19 protein-coding genes and 1 rRNA gene are annotated in these 17,137 nt (G+C 34.3%); 5 read left to right on the forward strand and 15 right to left on the reverse strand.

The genetic code is table 11. The features are described from left to right. Positions 1 to 38: 38 nt before the first annotated feature. The 4 genes from AB1K81_RS07890 to AB1K81_RS07905 form a co-directional block, all read right to left on the reverse strand. Positions 39 to 2,294 carry a DNA translocase FtsK gene (locus AB1K81_RS07890; protein ID WP_412976068.1) on the reverse strand — a complete coding sequence of 752 codons (2,256 nt, stop codon included), beginning with the start codon at positions 2,292 to 2,294 and terminating at the stop codon, positions 39 to 41. Positions 2,295 to 2,460: 166 nt separating this feature from the next. Then, positions 2,461 to 3,066 carry a YtpR family tRNA-binding protein gene (gene ytpR / locus AB1K81_RS07895; RefSeq protein ID WP_412976069.1) on the reverse strand — a complete coding sequence of 202 codons (606 nt, stop codon included), beginning with the start codon at positions 3,064 to 3,066 and terminating at the stop codon, positions 2,461 to 2,463. Between the two features lie 20 nt (positions 3,067 to 3,086). After that, complete coding sequence (locus AB1K81_RS07900) at positions 3,087 to 3,896, reverse strand: DUF1444 domain-containing protein (protein ID WP_412976070.1); 810 nt, start codon at positions 3,894 to 3,896, stop codon at positions 3,087 to 3,089. 234 nt (positions 3,897 to 4,130) lie between these two features. After that, entirely contained in the window at positions 4,131 to 4,643 is a 513-nt protein-coding gene (locus tag AB1K81_RS07905; protein ID WP_412976071.1) for a hypothetical protein, read from the reverse strand. 147 nt (positions 4,644 to 4,790) lie between these two features. Between AB1K81_RS07905 and AB1K81_RS07910 the strand changes: the two genes are divergently transcribed. Continuing rightward, a complete protein-coding gene (locus AB1K81_RS07910; protein ID WP_412976072.1) occupies positions 4,791 to 5,231 on the forward strand; it encodes a YtoQ family protein in 441 nt (146 codons plus the stop codon). A 17-nt stretch (positions 5,232 to 5,248) separates the two neighbouring features. Here the strand turns inward: AB1K81_RS07910 and AB1K81_RS07915 are convergent, their stop codons facing one another. Next, entirely contained in the window at positions 5,249 to 5,755 is a 507-nt protein-coding gene (locus AB1K81_RS07915; RefSeq protein ID WP_412976073.1) for a DUF84 family protein, read from the reverse strand. 69 nt (positions 5,756 to 5,824) lie between these two features. Then, the gene (locus tag AB1K81_RS07920; protein WP_412976074.1) at positions 5,825 to 6,889 is read right to left on the reverse strand and encodes a M42 family metallopeptidase; all 1,065 of its coding nucleotides are present in this window, start codon (positions 6,887 to 6,889) and stop codon (positions 5,825 to 5,827) included. A 166-nt stretch (positions 6,890 to 7,055) separates the two neighbouring features. Here AB1K81_RS07920 and AB1K81_RS07925 point away from each other — a divergent pair, with 166 nt between their 5' ends. After that, positions 7,056 to 7,370, forward strand: a complete 315-nt coding sequence (locus AB1K81_RS07925; RefSeq protein ID WP_412976075.1) for a PepSY domain-containing protein — start codon at positions 7,056 to 7,058, stop codon at positions 7,368 to 7,370. Between the two features lie 54 nt (positions 7,371 to 7,424). Here the strand turns inward: AB1K81_RS07925 and AB1K81_RS07930 are convergent, their stop codons facing one another. Both AB1K81_RS07930 and trmB read right to left on the reverse strand, forming a co-directional pair. After that, positions 7,425 to 8,267: a YtnP family quorum-quenching lactonase gene (locus AB1K81_RS07930; RefSeq protein WP_412976076.1), complete on the reverse strand. Its 843-nt coding sequence runs from the start codon at positions 8,265 to 8,267 to the stop codon at positions 7,425 to 7,427. Positions 8,268 to 8,391: 124 nt separating this feature from the next. Then, positions 8,392 to 9,036 carry a tRNA (guanosine(46)-N7)-methyltransferase TrmB gene (gene trmB, locus AB1K81_RS07935; protein ID WP_412976077.1) on the reverse strand — a complete coding sequence of 215 codons (645 nt, stop codon included), beginning with the start codon at positions 9,034 to 9,036 and terminating at the stop codon, positions 8,392 to 8,394. 75 nt (positions 9,037 to 9,111) lie between these two features. Between trmB and AB1K81_RS07940 the strand changes: the two genes are divergently transcribed. Then, complete coding sequence (locus AB1K81_RS07940; RefSeq protein ID WP_412976078.1) at positions 9,112 to 9,399, forward strand: YtzH-like family protein; 288 nt, start codon at positions 9,112 to 9,114, stop codon at positions 9,397 to 9,399. Here AB1K81_RS07940 and AB1K81_RS07945 read toward each other — a convergent pair. The 6 genes from AB1K81_RS07945 to AB1K81_RS07970 form a co-directional block, all read right to left on the reverse strand. Beyond that, positions 9,391 to 10,197 (reverse strand): phosphotransferase, encoded by an 807-nt coding sequence (locus AB1K81_RS07945; RefSeq protein WP_412976079.1) that lies wholly within the window; start codon positions 10,195 to 10,197, stop codon positions 9,391 to 9,393. The two genes, AB1K81_RS07940 and AB1K81_RS07945, sit on opposite strands and share 9 nt — an antisense overlap. A gap of 100 nt (positions 10,198 to 10,297) precedes the next feature. Continuing rightward, complete coding sequence (locus AB1K81_RS07950) at positions 10,298 to 11,254, reverse strand: diacylglycerol/lipid kinase family protein (protein ID WP_412976080.1); 957 nt, start codon at positions 11,252 to 11,254, stop codon at positions 10,298 to 10,300. Continuing rightward, entirely contained in the window at positions 11,226 to 12,137 is a 912-nt protein-coding gene (locus AB1K81_RS07955) for an NERD domain-containing protein (protein WP_412976081.1), read from the reverse strand. The genes AB1K81_RS07950 and AB1K81_RS07955 overlap by 29 nt, the downstream gene beginning before the upstream one ends. A gap of 4 nt (positions 12,138 to 12,141) precedes the next feature. Beyond that, positions 12,142 to 12,708 carry an RNA 2',3'-cyclic phosphodiesterase gene (gene thpR, locus AB1K81_RS07960; RefSeq protein ID WP_412976082.1) on the reverse strand — a complete coding sequence of 189 codons (567 nt, stop codon included), beginning with the start codon at positions 12,706 to 12,708 and terminating at the stop codon, positions 12,142 to 12,144. Between the two features lie 10 nt (positions 12,709 to 12,718). Then, positions 12,719 to 13,432 (reverse strand): pseudouridine synthase, encoded by a 714-nt coding sequence (locus AB1K81_RS07965; RefSeq protein ID WP_412976083.1) that lies wholly within the window; start codon positions 13,430 to 13,432, stop codon positions 12,719 to 12,721. Between the two features lie 16 nt (positions 13,433 to 13,448). Next, complete coding sequence (locus tag AB1K81_RS07970) at positions 13,449 to 15,074, reverse strand: putative polysaccharide biosynthesis protein (protein WP_412976084.1); 1,626 nt, start codon at positions 15,072 to 15,074, stop codon at positions 13,449 to 13,451. 180 nt (positions 15,075 to 15,254) lie between these two features. Between AB1K81_RS07970 and AB1K81_RS07975 the strand changes: the two genes are divergently transcribed. Together AB1K81_RS07975 and AB1K81_RS07980 are read left to right on the forward strand one after the other, a co-directional pair. Further along, positions 15,255 to 16,523 (forward strand): BaiN/RdsA family NAD(P)/FAD-dependent oxidoreductase, encoded by a 1,269-nt coding sequence (locus AB1K81_RS07975; protein WP_412976085.1) that lies wholly within the window; start codon positions 15,255 to 15,257, stop codon positions 16,521 to 16,523. A gap of 84 nt (positions 16,524 to 16,607) precedes the next feature. Beyond that, positions 16,608 to 16,796 (forward strand): hypothetical protein, encoded by a 189-nt coding sequence (locus tag AB1K81_RS07980; protein ID WP_412976086.1) that lies wholly within the window; start codon positions 16,608 to 16,610, stop codon positions 16,794 to 16,796. 264 nt (positions 16,797 to 17,060) lie between these two features. On the opposite strand, the gene rrf is transcribed toward AB1K81_RS07980, so the two are convergent. Further along, positions 17,061 to 17,137 (reverse strand): 5S ribosomal RNA (gene rrf / locus AB1K81_RS18555); the annotation flags it as partial.

A 17,137-nucleotide genomic window follows, 5' to 3' on the forward strand; every position in this document is an offset into this window, starting at 1 on the left:
ATATAATATATCTAGCTACACATTATAACAAGGAAACACTATGTGTCGCTTTTTAATAGTTCTTCTAATTCTGCCTTGGTAATAAGCACATCTCTTGGTTTACTTCCATTTTGTCCGGAAATAATCCCTTTACTTTCTAGTGTATCAATTAATCTTGCTGCACGATTATATCCAATCTTAAAATGTCGCTGTAACAAAGATGTACTAGCACTATTATGGTTATATACAAAATGTATCGCTTCTGGTAATAGATCGTCCTCTTCTTCATCCGCCTCGACTTGCCTCAACAATGACTCTTGTTCAAATAAATAGTTTGGTTCTGCTATGGAACTAACATAACTTGTAACTCGTTCTATTTCTTCGTCTGAAACAAATGGGCCTTGGAGTCTTACACTTTTTCCGGTGCCATTCTCTACAAAAAGCATATCCCCTTTTCCTAATAATTTTTCAGCACCACCTGTGTCGAGAATGGTTCTTGAATCTATTTGGGATGATACGCTAAATGCAATTCTAGTTGGGATATTGGCTTTAATAAGACCTGTTAATACATCAACAGAAGGACGCTGTGTTGCTAACAATAAATGAATTCCACATGCCCTAGCCTTTTGAGCAATTCTACTGATTGCATCTTCAACATCTTGAGGAGAAACCATCATCAAATCCGCTAATTCATCAATAACAATAACAATAAAAGGCATTTTATCAGAAGCACGACCTTGTTTTAGCACTTTTTGATTGTACCGTTCGATGTCACGTACTCCTTCTTGAACAAACTTCTCATAACGTTCTTCCATCTCATTTACAGCCCATTTTAATGCAGCAGTAGCTGCTTTTACATCCGTAATAACAGGAGATACCAAATGTGGAATTCCATTATATGGTGCTAACTCAACCATTTTCGGATCAATTAAGAGAAATTTAACATCATCATGGTGTGCTTTATAAATTAAGCTTAATAAAATAGCATTAATACATACACTTTTTCCTGAACCGGTTGCCCCAGCTATTAAACCATGTGGCATTTTTTGTATATTCGTTACAATTGGTACTCCTTCAATATTTAACCCTAAGGCAATAGTGAGCGGAGATGAATTTTCTTTAAATGATTCAGAGCCAATTATATCCTGAAGTCCTACCATTTGTGATGTTGGATTTGGAACTTCAATCCCGATGGTGTTTTTTCCTGGAATTGGTGCTTCGATACGAATATCTTTAGCGGACATATTTAATTTTAAGTCATCACTAAGATTTTTTACTTTACTTACTTTAACCCCTAGTTCTGGATGCACTTCAAATCTTGTTACAGCAGGTCCTTGGGTAGCATTCACAACTCTAGCACGGACATGGAAATGTTTTAATGTTTGCTCTAACAATTGCTGTTGTTCTTTTATCCATTGGTCATTTAAATTACTTTTTTCTACCGGATCATTTAATAAATGTAATGGAATCGTAGTTTGGTCGGATCCACTGCTAATTCTTTGTGGCTCTTCAGTTGTTTCTGGTTGTAGTTTTCGCTCCACTTCTTTATGTAATATTTTTCGTTTATCTTCCGGTGTCATCATCACATTATATGGAACACTTCTTTGATGTTTATATTCTAATCTAGTTGTTGGTACTGAATCTTCATTTTCTTCAATGGTTACAGCTACTTCCTCCACTTTTTCTTGCTCAGGCTGATATCTAGACAGAAGGTCTGTGTCTAATTCGATTGTAACTTCTTTTTCAGGCTCCAGTTGAAATCCATTTCTCTCAGTAGATGGTGTTTCCCAAACCTTATCAATTACATCTTGCTTATCAAAATAATTGTTTTCAAGACTACTAGATTCTCTTGAATCATTAATTGGATCTGTTTCAATAGCTTTAGAGGTTGTTACATATTCTTGATTCTGTTTTCTTACATAAGCTGGAATGGACTCAACTTCTTTCTTCTCACTTCTATTTTTAAATCCATAAATCGGTGAAGGAACCTCCGTTCTTTTAAACGGTTTTTTCTCTTTTTCTTTCTGAACTTCAGATTGAACCTGTAATTGTTGTTCAGAATGAGTTGATCTATTTCCTTTTCTTAGATAAGCTGGTGTTTCTATATCTTTATTTAGTCTATTATTTATTTTTGCCTTTGGATCCGATATTTGTGGAATATGGTATGAATTATTGTATGGATATTGATAGACCATTCTTGTCTTTATGTCAGCTTGAGAGTCTAGCTCTTTGGGTTCGTAATCTTGTAAGTCTTCTTCTTCATCTACTTCCTTCCATATAAATGTTTCTATTTTTCTCTTCCATTTATCCCACATTTTGTTCACTCTTTTCTTTTGATTCCATTAGTTTAACTTATATTTTGGTACTTCTATGATTCTAAGTACATAACACTATTCCTAGTAAATCATATTACTAATTATATAAGAATTTCTTAAAAATGAAAAAGCAACCTAGGCTGTAATAACACCAGGTTGCTCTCTATTATACAGGAAAAGCTTGTCCAACTGAATAGGAATCGTCTAACACATAAATTCCTTTTTCCTTTGGAGCATTTGGCATTCCTAGCTCTTTCTGAGAACAAATCATTCCGTTAGACGCTACCCCTCTTAATTCGGTAGGCTTAATTCTTAAACCACTTGGCATCGTGGCCCCAACTTTAGCGACAACCACCTTTTGTCCTTTATCTACATTCGGAGCACCACATACAATTTGAAGTACTTCATCACCTACATCAACTTTACATACACTTAATTTATCAGCATTTTCATGCTGCTCCTTCTCGAGCACATAGCCAACAACAAATTTAGGACTTAAGTCAAAGTCTAGCGTATCATTTATGTTATTTGCCTCAAACAAATTTTTAATTTCATCTAACAATTCATTTGTTAGGTTGATTTTCCCATTTTCGGATAACGAGAAATATGTTGATGCATTTGCAATATTATATCCTAATACTTCATTGTTGCCACCAATAATCTTAGTAACTGGCCCAATTATCTCATGGGATACACTATAACGATCATCTGTTTCTTCTATAGGGATAATTAAAACATCACCAATTCCTTTTGGATTATAAAAAACGTCCATTCTATTCACTCTTTCTAGTTTTATTTTTTATCTTCTGGTTTATTTTTAGCTAAGATAAAGATAGGTGTTAATTTCCTTTCCTCATAAATAAAAGGTAATGAGGTGATTGGTATCCTACCTTCCGTGAAAAACTTCATAGTCATTTGTGCTAAGATATCATAACCAGTCTTATTTCGAATATCTGCCAAAATTAATACATCCTGATGTGGTACTGCAACGGCTAATTCACCTTTACTCATTCCCGCAATCTCTTCTAATAGTGAATCATTCAAAATCCTACTTGCATCATACCCATCTTGCTTGGCAAAAAAGTAAAAATCATTATCAGCAACTGTATCGACTTTATAGGATTGTTCTAATGACCTTAGGTTAAAAGTAGCAATTTCATCGATTTGCTTATCTGACCAGTTTTCCTTTTCCAGCATAACACGGTCAATTAACCGGTATGACTTCCCTAAATCAATCGCATAAAAAATTCTTGTTTCAGCAGTGTGTTCTTTAAACACAAGTTCTGCACCTGAGTTGGAACTAGTTGGAAATGAAGTTGATCGTATCACTGGAAAAATTTGTTTCTCCATACCTTCAAGCTGATAAGACTGATTCATAATTTTTAAAGATTCATGTATATGATCAACTAGCTCATCTATAGCTTGTTCACCACGCTCATTATATTTAGCGATTATATTAGGTAATTTTATCGTTACACCTTGATTTGAGCTTTTCCACTCTAATCGCAAAGTATCCTGTTCCCTATTATACTTTGTATTAAGACTAGAATCTGTCAGCCTTTCCTCAAGGATTTTTTTCATTTTAAGACTGGTCATTTTCATAAAAAAGCCTCCTTGTATTGATTCGGCTACACGTTAGTTTATACCTATACTTTTATATGATAGCTATGTTTGGTTTTCTATTCAACTATTTCACCTATATAGAATACAAGGTCAAAGGAAATGTATTCAAACAAAAAAATCGAACTAGTAGATTAGAGCATTTGACCCGCTCCCGCTATAACAGTTTAGTCCGATTTTCCAGCATACTATTTTATTTAGTCCAACCTTGCATAACTACTGAACTATAGATAGAGCTATTTTCATAAGATTTTCTGAATCACTTATTATTTCATTTTTTGTAGTATACGTTGTAAGTTTAACTCCGCCCACACCAACTTGTATCTCATATTCCATATGTTCTTCATCTTGTAGTAAACGAATATATCCGAACTTATTATCATCCGTGAAGGATTCTAATAATGCTGCATCCTCTGTTTTAGCGGCTTCATAATTTAAATTACTATCATTACTTTCTAATTTATTGTAAAAGACAATTAATGTCCGATGTCCATTTTGTAAAATGGCATTAAAATCATCGACTTCTTCAACTTCCATATTACTTGGAAGATAAAATGAAAAATATTCACCATGATAATTATCCTCGGGAACTTCTTCATTATAAAAAATTTCCTTCGCTTTTTCTCCTGCTTGCTCAATAATCGATTCTTCCGTTCTAAAACTAAATACTGTTAAAACAATGATAAATATTACTAATATAGAACTTATAGAATATGTTGCTTTAGACATTTTTTGCGCATCCTCCTACTTTAGACCTATCATCACTCTCCTATAATCTTACTATTAATTCAAGGAGAAGTATAATCGTATAACTTTTCTTTCTAATTATAATTCGATACTATTAACTTACCATAATCTTTTTAGGGAGGTAAACAAATGGAACTCATCGTTTATCTAGCTGGACAAATTCACGATAGTTGGCGAGAAGAAATAGTAAGTAAAGCGAGAGAAAAGAAATTACCATTAAAGTTTGTAGGTCCACAAACAAACCATGACTTATCAGATGATATTGGAGAAAATATATTAGGTGAGCAGCCAAACAACGTATATAAAGACGATGCTGCCTCAAGTATTAATAATTTTAGAACACAAGTTTTAATGCAAAAAGCTGATATTGTAATTGCTCTGTTTGGGGAGAAATACAAACAGTGGAATACTGCGATGGATGCAAGTGTAGCTATTACGATGAATAAACCGACGATTATTATCCGTCCTGAAAGTTTGATTCATCCGTTAAAAGAACTTTCTAATAAAGCAAATGTAACTGTAGAAACAGTCGAGCAAGCAATAGACGTGTTAGGATATATTTTTGAATAATAGGGGGGGCTACCCCCTTATTTTTTATTCCAATACTCATATTGCCCCTTAAGAAGGGTGACAACTTGGGCAAACATATCCTTTCGACTTAAGAGATTATTCGTAAACACACCGATTGCACCCTCTTTTATTGATACATCAATTTTATTAGCATACTCGTCCATAATCGCACCAAGCTCTATTCCTTGCTTTAATGGTATTTCTAATTCTTTCGGTAACAACACTCTAGCACCACTTGCTATAAAGGTACTTCCTGTTGGTGTTACAAGTGCACCCCAGTTACATAAGAAAAGTTTATCACCAACGTACATGACGCCACCCTCTAATCCTATACCGAAACTATTCTTTTCGACTTCCGTACAAAGTTTGGCTCGATTTATGGCACCTTGCATTGTTTCTTCATCTGAAAACGGTTGACTAGAAACGTTAGACGGTACATCTATACCAATGATTTCATTATCTATAAAAATATCTTGTACCGCATTTACTTTTGTTGGATTTTTTGAACCTACAATTAACTTCATGGCTTGACTCCTTTTAAATGGAATAATATAGCAAAAAAACAACTGCCCAAGGGAGCAGCTGTTTTACCATTATTGTTTACGAATCATATCGACAGTATTTTGATCGGTAGATTTCACTAGCTTAACTAAAAGCTCCTTTGCTGCTGCATAATCATCCACATGAATAATTGATGCTGCTGTGTGGATATAGCGTGAACAAATACCAACTACTGCAGATGGTACTCCATTACCGGAAAGATGTACACTTCCAGCATCCGTTCCACCTTGTGAGATAAAATATTGATACGGAATATTGTTAGACTCTGCAGTATCCAAGATAAATTCTCTCATTCCACGGTGTGTAATCATGGAACGGTCAAAGATACGTAGTAATGCCCCTTTACCTAACTTACCAAACTCACTATCACTACCTGTCATATCATTGGCAGGTGATGCATCAAGTGCATAAAAAATATCAGGATTAATCATATTAGCAGCAACCTTCGCTCCTCTTAAACCAACTTCTTCTTGGACCGTTGCACCTGAATACAATTCATTTGGTAATGTTTCCCCTTTTAATTCCTTAAGTAATTCAATAGAAAGTCCACAACCATAACGATTATCCCATGCTTTTGCTAATATCTTTTTATCATTAGCCATTGGTGTAAACGGGCAAATTGGAACGACGGTCTGCCCAGGCTTAATTCCAATCTTCTCTGCATCTTCTTTATCGTCAGCACCAATATCAATTAACATATTTTTAATATCCATTGGTTTATTACGTTGTTCTTCCGTTAAATTATGTGGAGGAATAGAACTAATAACACCTATTACTGGTCCATTATCTGTCATGATTTGTACACGTTGTGCCAGCAATACTTGACTCCACCAACCACCTAATGTTTGAAATCGGATAAGGCCTGTTTTGGTAATTTGTGTCACCATAAAACCAACTTCATCCATATGTCCTGCTACCATTACACGTGGACCAGTTCCCTTTCTAACACCAAAAACGCCACCAAGATTATCTTGAATTACTTCATCAGAATACTTTTCTAATTCACTCTTCATAAATGCCCGTACGGGATGCTCATTTCCTGGTGCACCTTGCAACTCGGTCAACGTTTTAAATAATTGTAATGTTTCCTGATTCATCTATGTACCCCTCCATCCTTATAACTACCTCTTTAAGTATACCGAAAGGTCTTGATTGTTTCCACAATTCTTGCATATTGGATTATATTTTCTATTTTATTGCTTTTACGGTATACTAAAAAATAAACTAACAAGTGATAAAAGATTAATGCCACGAGGTGAGAAAATGGGTTGGAAGAAAACAATGGTTGCTGCAAGCGTTGGATTTGCAGCTGGATACTTAGCAAAGCAACAATTGGATCAATATCAAAAGATAACACCTGAAAAAGCATTAAAAAACGCAAAAGAAACTTTCAAAAAACATGGACCAATTAGTGGATCATGGATTTATATGAAGCCAGAAACTATTGAAAAAAATGGCTTACATTATAATGCATATCGTGGTGGTGTTACCCGAACTATTGACGGACAAAATAAACAATATGAATTTTATGCAGATACAGAGACCGGAGCAGTTATTGATGTTGTAGAGTCTATGTAATCAAAATAAAAGTAGCCTATATTAACTAGGCTACTTTTTATTTTTCATTATTTTTTAACGTCTTCTTTCCACAACTTCTATTTCTTCACCTGAAGCATTATACTTAATTGCCCGACGAAAAGCATCATGATAAAACGTATACCATGCTTCTTTCTGATAACCATATTCCATCCATTTTTCTTTTTGATGGACAGAGGTTACTGGATAATCATCATATGCCATTGCCCAAAGTTTATTTTGATGTGCAGTTGTTGCCATAATATCTGCCATATGAATAAATGTTTCTTCATTGTCTTCAAATACGATAATGGCATGACCATTACTATGTCCACCAGTATGGATCATCTTTAACCCAGGCACAATCTCCATTTCTTCATTGAACGTTTTAACTTGTTCTACAATAGGCTTCCAGTTCATTTCCCAATATGTATTGACAGAGCGGATATTAGGATGTCTCATCTCATCCCATTCTATTGTTGAAGTATAAATCGTTGCATTTTTAAATACGGATTCATATCCTTTTGCGGATACCTTCGTTAGCCCGCATGCATGATCAAAATGGAGATGCGTCATTAGTATTATATCAATATCATCGATTGATAAGTTTAGTTCAGATAAGGAAGCTTCAATAGAGGACTCCTCTGTTACCCCGAAATTTCTTTTTTGTTTATGTGTTAATTTATTATTGCCTATCCCAGAATCAATTAATATATTGAGGCCATCAAGTTGAATTAAAATGGGATCTGTTCTTAATTCTATTTGATTCTGATCATTTGCTGGATAATATCTAGTCCATAAGGCTTTCGGAACAACGCCAAACATCGCTCCTCCATCTAAATGATTTACTCCACCATTCAGCCAAGTTAAAGAAGCACGACCTACTTGTAATGCATCCATTTAATGCTCCCCCTTCATTATCATATAATAATAGTGTATCGAAAGGTATATATTCTTGCAAACGCTATCATAGAAATTTAAATTTCGCATTATTTTCCCCCACAAAATAAAAAGGAGAGTAACATTACTCTCCTCTAAATACTGCTTTACAACGATATATTGGCTGACCTTTTGCAGAAAACTTCTCCTCATATTCGGTCATAATATTTTCCGGATCGTGATCCTTGTGTAAGTCAAGACTAACCTCATTTAACAGCATGCCATATTCCGAAAAGCTAACTAAGGAATATTCGAATAGACCTCGGTTATCAGTCTTAAAAATTAACTCCCCTTTAGGACTAAGAGCTGTTTCATACCGCTTTAAGAACGTATGAAAAGTTAGCCTTCTTTTTGCATGACGTTTTTTTGGCCATGGATCTGAGAAATTTAAATAAATAGTGGAAACTTCATTTTCCATAAATATCTCATTTAAATTCTCGGCGTTTTCTTGAATTAATAAGATGTTCTTTTGATCTGAGTCTTGAACTTTCTCTGCTGCAGTTACGATAACACTCTTTGAAAGCTCAATTCCAATAAAATTAATATCGGGATATTGCCTTGCCATTCCTACGATAAACTGACCTTTACCAGTTCCAACTTCAACATGAATTGGATTATTATTTCCAAATAGTTCCTGCCATTTACCTCTATGTTCACTTGGACTTGGAATTACTAAATGCGTATTTTCACGCAAAAAGTCGTCTGCCCAAGGTTTATTACGTTGACGCAATATCGGACACCTCTTTCTATCGCTCGTACATATTTTTAATGAATTATCGAATACTATTCCATGAGGTGAAGTCACATGTCATTGACCGTAAATCATCAACTCGAATTGCTACTAGACATTTTAGATGAACAACAAACAGAATGTTGTGCTCAAGTTTCGGAATATCAACAAATTAAACGACTTGTTAAATCGATGATGGCTAAAAACGCAATAACTAATGAACAGCTCTTACAGCTTTTACCTGAAATCTATAATTATGGTAGACAAGGTGAAAGCGTTCAAAATCAAGAAGAGCATATCGTAACCAATAAAGAAAATCTTAATAATTGGATAAGTGCAATTGAACAAACTAATTTACAATAATCTCATTTGGAAATTTAATTCCTTTAATAATAAAAGACGTTCTTCATATTTATCATGTTCATTACGCTCATAATGAAAAGCGAAAAAGGATAAACAGTCAACAATTAAATACCAATACATTCTGATAAGGAACGCGTTATCAAGTTCGATTCCATATTGATTCAACCAATCTTTCCAGTTCTCTTTTGGAATGTAAGAATTTAATACCTTACCATAATCTAATATTGGGTCTGCAATCATCGCATTATCCCAATCTATTAGATATAATTGCCCATCATCTGTTAAAAGTATATTATGATGATTCATATCTCCATGACAAACTGTTAAGTTTTCTTGTCTAGCAACCGGTAAATAGTTATTTAAATACGTCAATGCGTCCTTTACTTCTATGGAAGCATTGTCTATTTGATTACGTTTTAATCGCTTTTCAATAGAAACAATATAGTCATCAGCCGTGATTGGTTTCTTTCCTAACCTTAGTAACATATGCAATAACTCAGTGGAATGGTGAATTTTATAAAGAAGATCAGCTACACGTTGATGCTGCATTTCAGCTGGTCTTAATTCCCTTCCCTCCAACCATTTCTGTGCGGTAACAACATCTCCATTGTTCAGTCGTTTCGTCCAAACTAACTTAGGTACAATACCTTCAGCTGATAAAACAGCTAAAAATGGGGATGAGTTTCGTTTAAGAAAAAGTTGCTTCGTATCTTTCTTGGCAAAATACGCCTCCCCAGTTAGTCCACCAGCAGGCGTTATTTCCCATTCTTCACCTAATACCTTCTTAAACCATTCCATCATGCATTCCCCATATCACCAAATAAATTAACGTAAAATTACAGACATGTTAATAGAGTATCGAATTCTCTCATTCTTTTCAAGATGTCTACCCAAATTATTATGAAAAATTTGACCCCATTATTTGGATAGTTTGTTTATCCTTAGCAATTAAACAAGAATTGGTAAAAGCAGTTTGTCCATCAACTTGGTAATAAATGGGGTTACTAATGTGAATAGATAACTCTTCTACATGATATAAATCTACTTCTTTAAAATCAATATGCTTACCAGTGAATACCGTAATAAATAATCCTAACACTTTCCATTTTGATATGCCATGTATAATCAGTACGGGTATGATATTGGGCTGTATTTTAGCAGTAGGAATGATTTTCATTCCGCCACCGTAATATTGATGATTTGCAATTGTAACCATCCAACAATCTGTGAGTAACTTCTTCTCGCCATCAAGTTCAACTTCCGCGACAAATGGTTTAAAATAAATTAATACTTGTATAAGTGCTATTACATAAGTTAATGTGCCTAGACGGAGTTTATTTAATAAATTCTTATATTTTGATAGATTGGCCTTTTTGGCAATTTCAGCATCAAACCCGAATCCAATACTATTTATAAAATAACGTTCTTCTTTGTCCTTTATGAAATGACCTTTCCAATAGATTAATGGACTCTCATCGTTTACTATTCTTTTTAAAATTTCTATTGGCGAGCCCATAATCTTTGTACCTCGTCCAAAATCATTGCCAGAACCACCTGGAATAAAACTAATTGGTATTTTAACATCTCTTAACCCATTTAATACTTCATGTACCGTTCCATCCCCACCAACTATAACGATGCATTTAATATCCCGGGCATTTCCAGCAGTTATCTCGTTAGCAAGTTTTTCTGCATGACCAGGATATTCTGTATAGTAATACTTTGTTTCTAGTTGTTGGTATAGAGTACTTTTTACTAATTTTTGAAATACCTTTAAGCCTCGTCCATTCCCTGATACTGGATTTACAATAAAAATGTACATAGCTTCATTCCTCATCTTCCAAGATAATCCCATCAAAATCTTCTTCCCAATCAGGACGCTTTACATAGGAAGATTGGCAATGTTTTAACAAAGCTTCCGCTGCTTTTAATTGATTATTTTTTAGGGGAGAGATGAGTGAACGTTTTTCTTGAAACCAATCATCATATTCATGTTTCCCTATTATTCTAGTGTTATAAGGTTCTGATAGAAAATTAATAATATTTGTGCGAGAAAGTACTACCTTCTGAATCGGAAACGTGATGTTATATTTATCTAAAATTCCTCTAACTATTTTCTCCGTTCTCTTCAAAGCAAATACAGGACTTAATCGTTTCGTTTTCTTATTGCCATTTTCAAATACCCAGCTTCGATCGTCTGACGCCATGATCACCGCATCTTGTTCCTCTTCTAAACAATAGATAATTTCAATACCTAATGGGTTAATTAAAATTAGCTCACCTTCGATTGGAGCATTACGAATTTCAAATATTGGATAATACATTAATAAGTACGTATCAGGAAATCTCTTTAAGAAATACTGAAGTAGTTCTTCTTTATAAAATTTAGAATCTACAAAAGAAACACTTGATAAAGTTGAGGTAGCCCATTTAAATTGAAATGGGATAATATGCTCTAAAAAATAGTGCTTTAATTCTTCTTCAGTACGAGGAATCGTTTCCTTTTCTTTATCTTCTATTGTATATTCATGACTCTTTTTCTTCTGAAATAAATTCCATTTTGATTTTTTCAGTTCCTCTTCTTCAGGTTGATCTGGTATAAGAAGTTCATCATTACTCCATAAATAATGGATTTTCTTCCAATTATCTTGTTTATATCGGATAAATTGACTAGGATACCGATAAATATCCCATTCATAACGAGTTATATAATTTTGAAGTTTAATTAATTGGGCCAATGGATTACCCCCTTTTTAACCGATATGTTTCTACTCTTTCATATTTCGGTAATTTAGAAGGAAAAATTTGATACAGAACAAATTCTTCCACATTGATGTGAAATGTCTCAAATGTATAGTCTTCTTTTATTTCATTTAGAATAACTACTTGGTCTTTATTACCAGTCCATTTTTTTGCTAATGTAATATGAGGTCGGTATGGTCTATTCTCTTTAGCAAAACCTGATTGAGTCGCTGTTACTTCTATTTTTTTATACAGTTCCTCTAAAATTTCCGTTTTATCTACACCTGCCCAAAGTACACGGGGACTATCATGCTTTCCAAAAGTACCTATAGACCCCACGTTTAAAGGAAAATCCGTATGTGTAATATTAGTTAATCCTTTCTGTAGCTGAGATAATTGTTCTTCTTCTACAGCTCCTAAAAATTTCAATGTAATATGCAAATCATCTTGATGTGGCCATATTTTATAAGAAAGCTTTTGCATTAAATCATCTTGCCAAGTAGCAAATATTGCTTTTAAATCATCTGGTACAGGAATTGCGATAAAATAATGTGGACTTTGTCCCATAGTTTATCCCTCACTTCATTGATTGGCAATAAGAAAGCTCTTTATCGTTTAACTCACGAAAATCTCCTAATTTTAAAGTGTTATCAAGTTTTAACTCTCCCATGCTTAATCGCTTTAAATAGACAACCTTTTTCCCGACTGCTTCAAACATACGCTTTACTTGATGAAATTTTCCTTCAGTAATGACAACTTCAATTTCAGAAAGTTCTCCAGAGCTAATAATACTTAGTTTAGCTGGTTTCGTTTGATATCCATCTTCTAATATAACACCTTCTAGAAAAGCCTCAATATCCTCATCTGTTACCGTTCCCGAAATTTTAGCATAATATGTTTTTCCTACATCTTTCTTAGGCGAGAGTAGTTGATGAGCAAGCTTTCCATCATTCGTTAATAACAAGAGCCCTTCTGTATCTTTATCTAATCTCCCAACAGGAAATGGTCGATAATGCTGCACACTTGGTGGCAATAAATCGATTACAGTCTTATCATACAAGTCCTCGGTTGCAGAAATAACACCTGGAGGTTTATTCATCATTAAGTATATAAACGGTTTGTACTTAACAACTTGCTCATCTACTTTCACTAAGTCACTAGTAGTATCAATCTTCATTCCACTATCTTTAATAAGATAATCATTAACGGTAACTCGTTTCTTTTTAATTAATTCTTTTACGTCTTTACGGGAACCATATCCCATATTAGCAAGTAATTTATCTAATCTCATTTAAACACCTCAGTGTCTACCTAAATATTTTCCTTAGTACACGTACTCTCTCTCCAAATACTCTTTCTAATAAGGTTGATTTATATGCGAACCACAAATACACATATCCCCCAAAGACCACACCAATTATTAACATAAACATTAAACCAAGCCTTGTTTCTTCATATGGGAAGATCGCCCCAACTATTAATTTTAAAATGAAAATTACAATTCCCATAATAACTACAAAAATTCCTACTAATATACTTCGCTTTATTATTTGTTTTAACGGAAAATCAATTGATTTCTTAATTCGGATTAAGTTGAGCACCACAGCTATACCTAACCCAATTGCCGTTGCAAAAATCGAACCCTTTGCACTAAACATATGGATAAATAGAATATTAAAAAGAACTTTAAATAAAATTCCTGCGCATAGATTGATTACAGCATGATTTTGTTGATTTATTCCTTGTAATATGGAGGATGTAACCGTTAAAATCGCAAATAATATACCAACAGGAGCATACCAGCCCAGTAATGAACCTGTTCGCTCTAGCGTTTCCAACCCTCCATACAATGTACCGTAAGCTTCTTTAGAGAGTATTGTTAAACCAAGTGATGCGGGGATAACTAATACTATAATAATTTGTAATGCCTGATTAATTTGGTTATGCAGTAACGGCTTTTGACCTTGACTAAACACAGAAGTTATTGCCGGCATAATCGCTAACGATAAACCAGTTGCAATTGTAACTGGTATAATAACAAGCTTATGACTTAGTGAATAAATAGAACCGAATAACGCATCTGAAACGGCACCCTCACCAATTGCCACCATTCCCCTATTGAAAGTAAGTGTGTCTACAAGCTGAAAAACAGGTATAGCAATTGATACGATAACAAAAGGGCCAGCATAGCGGAATAATTCCGCAATCAGCTTTTTCTTAGGAATATTATGAGCAGTCTTTTGTTCGGCTATTTTCTGGTCAATATACGGCTTTCTTTTTTTCCAATATATTAATAATACTGCGTAAGAAACCATTGCACCTATAAACGCAGCAAAAGTCGCATAGCCTACTGCGGTTGTAACTGTCCCATTAAAGACATAAATAATTAAAAAAGCAGCAACCAATAAGAATATGATTCGCGCAATCTGTTCAATAACTTGGGAAACTGCTGTTGGCCCCATTGATTGATTTCCCTGGAAAAATCCACGCATAATACTCATGGAAGGTGTAATAATTAATGCAAAGCTAACCATACGGATAACCATCGTTACATCTTCTACACTATTCTGTAATTCTTTTTCATCGGTAATTATTTGTTGGGCAATCAATTCAGCACTAAAAAATAAACCTAAAAAGGTAATAATCCCGGTTAGTGCCATCATAAAAATCCCGGTTTTAAACATTTGCATGCCAGTATAATAATCACCAAATGAATTATATTTGGATACAAACTTTGATACGGCTAAAGGAATACCTACCGTAGCAATTGTAATTAATATACTGTATGGTATATAGGCATAATTATACAATGCGACACCCTCTGGGCCTACCATTGCATTAAAGGGTATAATATATATCATCCCTAAAAACTTCGATAAAAAAGACGCCCCCGTTAATAGGAAAGCACCTCTTACAATTGATGACTTCGACATTTTTTCACCTGCATTTAATTTAAAATATTACATTAAGCCTATTTTATCATACTAGCGGTTCAATGGATAACGTTAGCTTACAATTCTATACAATTCGATATGTACATAATTTTTTTGGCTCAAAATTGAGTACCGTTACTTAGAAATGATAAAATATACTGATGAAAGGAATGAATCGCATTGAATTATGACGTAATCGTAATAGGTGGTGGACCTTCTGGTTTAATGGCTTCCATTGCTGCCGCTGAACACGGAGCAAAAACGATGTTAATCGAAAAAGGGAACAAATTAGGCAAGAAACTGGCTATCTCAGGTGGTGGTAGATGTAATGTTACTAATCGTCTTCCACAGGATGAAGTAATCAGGCATATACCTGGGAATGGTCGGTTTTTATATAGTGCTTTTTCTGTCTTCAATAATTATGACATTATAGACTTCTTTGAAGGTCTAGGAGTCGCTCTAAAAGAAGAAGACCATGGTCGGATGTTTCCTGTATCTAACTCTGCCAAAGATGTTGTAAATGCACTTATAAATAAAATGGACGAGCTTCAAGTAACGGTTAAACTAAATACACCTGTTAAAGCTGTACATTACGGAAAAAATAACCACATGATCATCTTAGAAAATGGAGACAAAATCGAGACTTCTTCTTTAGTAATTGCAGTTGGGGGTAAGGCTGTTCCTTATACAGGCTCGACTGGTGACGGCTACGCATGGGCGAAAAAAGCTGGTCATACGATAACCGAATTATATCCAACAGAAGTAGCATTAACTTCTAATGAAGACTTTATTAAGCAAAAGAAATTACAAGGGCTTTCATTACGAAGTGTAGAACTCTCAGTCCTAAATGATAAAAACAAACCAATCATAACCCATAAAATGGATATGATTTTCACCCATTTTGGTGTATCTGGCCCTGCTGTTTTACGCTGTTCTCAATTTGTTGTAAAAGAAATCTTGAAAGGTAAAAAACAAGTAACAATGCACCTTGATACGCTACCTGATAAAAACGAGGACCTTCTTTTCCATGAACTATTATCATCTATTGAAGAAAATCCGAAGAGAGCAGTTAAAAATTTATTAAAGGGAATAGTACCAGAACGTTTCTTAACCTTTATTTTAGAAAAAAATAACGTTTCAGATAATCAAAAAGCGGCTAATTTAGGAAAAGAAACACTTCGTTCTATCGTTCTAGACTTTAAAAACTTTACCTTTACAGTGAATGGATCACTTCCTTTAGAAAAAGCATTTGTTACAGGAGGCGGTGTTTCCATTAAGGAAATCGTACCAAATACTATGCAATCAAAAATAATGGATCGACTTTATTTTTGTGGTGAAATTTTAGATATCCATGGATATACAGGTGGATACAACATTACGTCTGCGTTAGTAACAGGAAGACTTGCTGGAATGAATGCAGCTTTTGAATCTGCAAGTACTGGCATTTGATTCCTTTAATCTTTTCCTCAGTTTGAGGCATTCTAATACTGTATTGGGGACTAAACTAAGGCTAGAAGAAAGGGTTGGTTTCGAGTGCAAACAAAAGGAAAATGGTTGCCAATTGTCGCTTCAGTTGGAGTAGGTGCAGCAACTTATTATACGATGACTAGAAACAACCAAAATCTTGGCCAAGCCATTTCTAAAATGGTTCCATTCGTAGCAGGTATGAGTGGAAAAGGCGGAGGCAATACGCAAAAATTAGGACCTTTTGGAATGGCATAATTGGGAGTTAAGCACGCCTGTATTGGGCGTGCTTTTTCTGTTACGAAAAAGGAATTAAATTAAACGTATTACCTCTTCAGTGATAATTATACAACTACTCAACATTAGTAACTCTTAACCAAAAAATGGAATGTTTTATTACTAACTTATAATTAAATATTTGAATAGAAAAATTATTAAGCGAATTAATAGGTTTTACATAGTATTGCTAAATAACAAAAAAGCCAAGAGATGATAGTCTTCATCTCTTGGCTTTTTAATTTAGCCTGGCAACGTCCTACTCTCACAGGGGCAATGCCCCAACTACCATCGGCGCTGAGAAGCTTAACTGCTGTGTTCGG

Source organism: Ornithinibacillus jepli (assembly GCF_047228935.1).
Lineage (GTDB): Bacteria > Bacillota > Bacilli > Bacillales > Amphibacillaceae > Ornithinibacillus.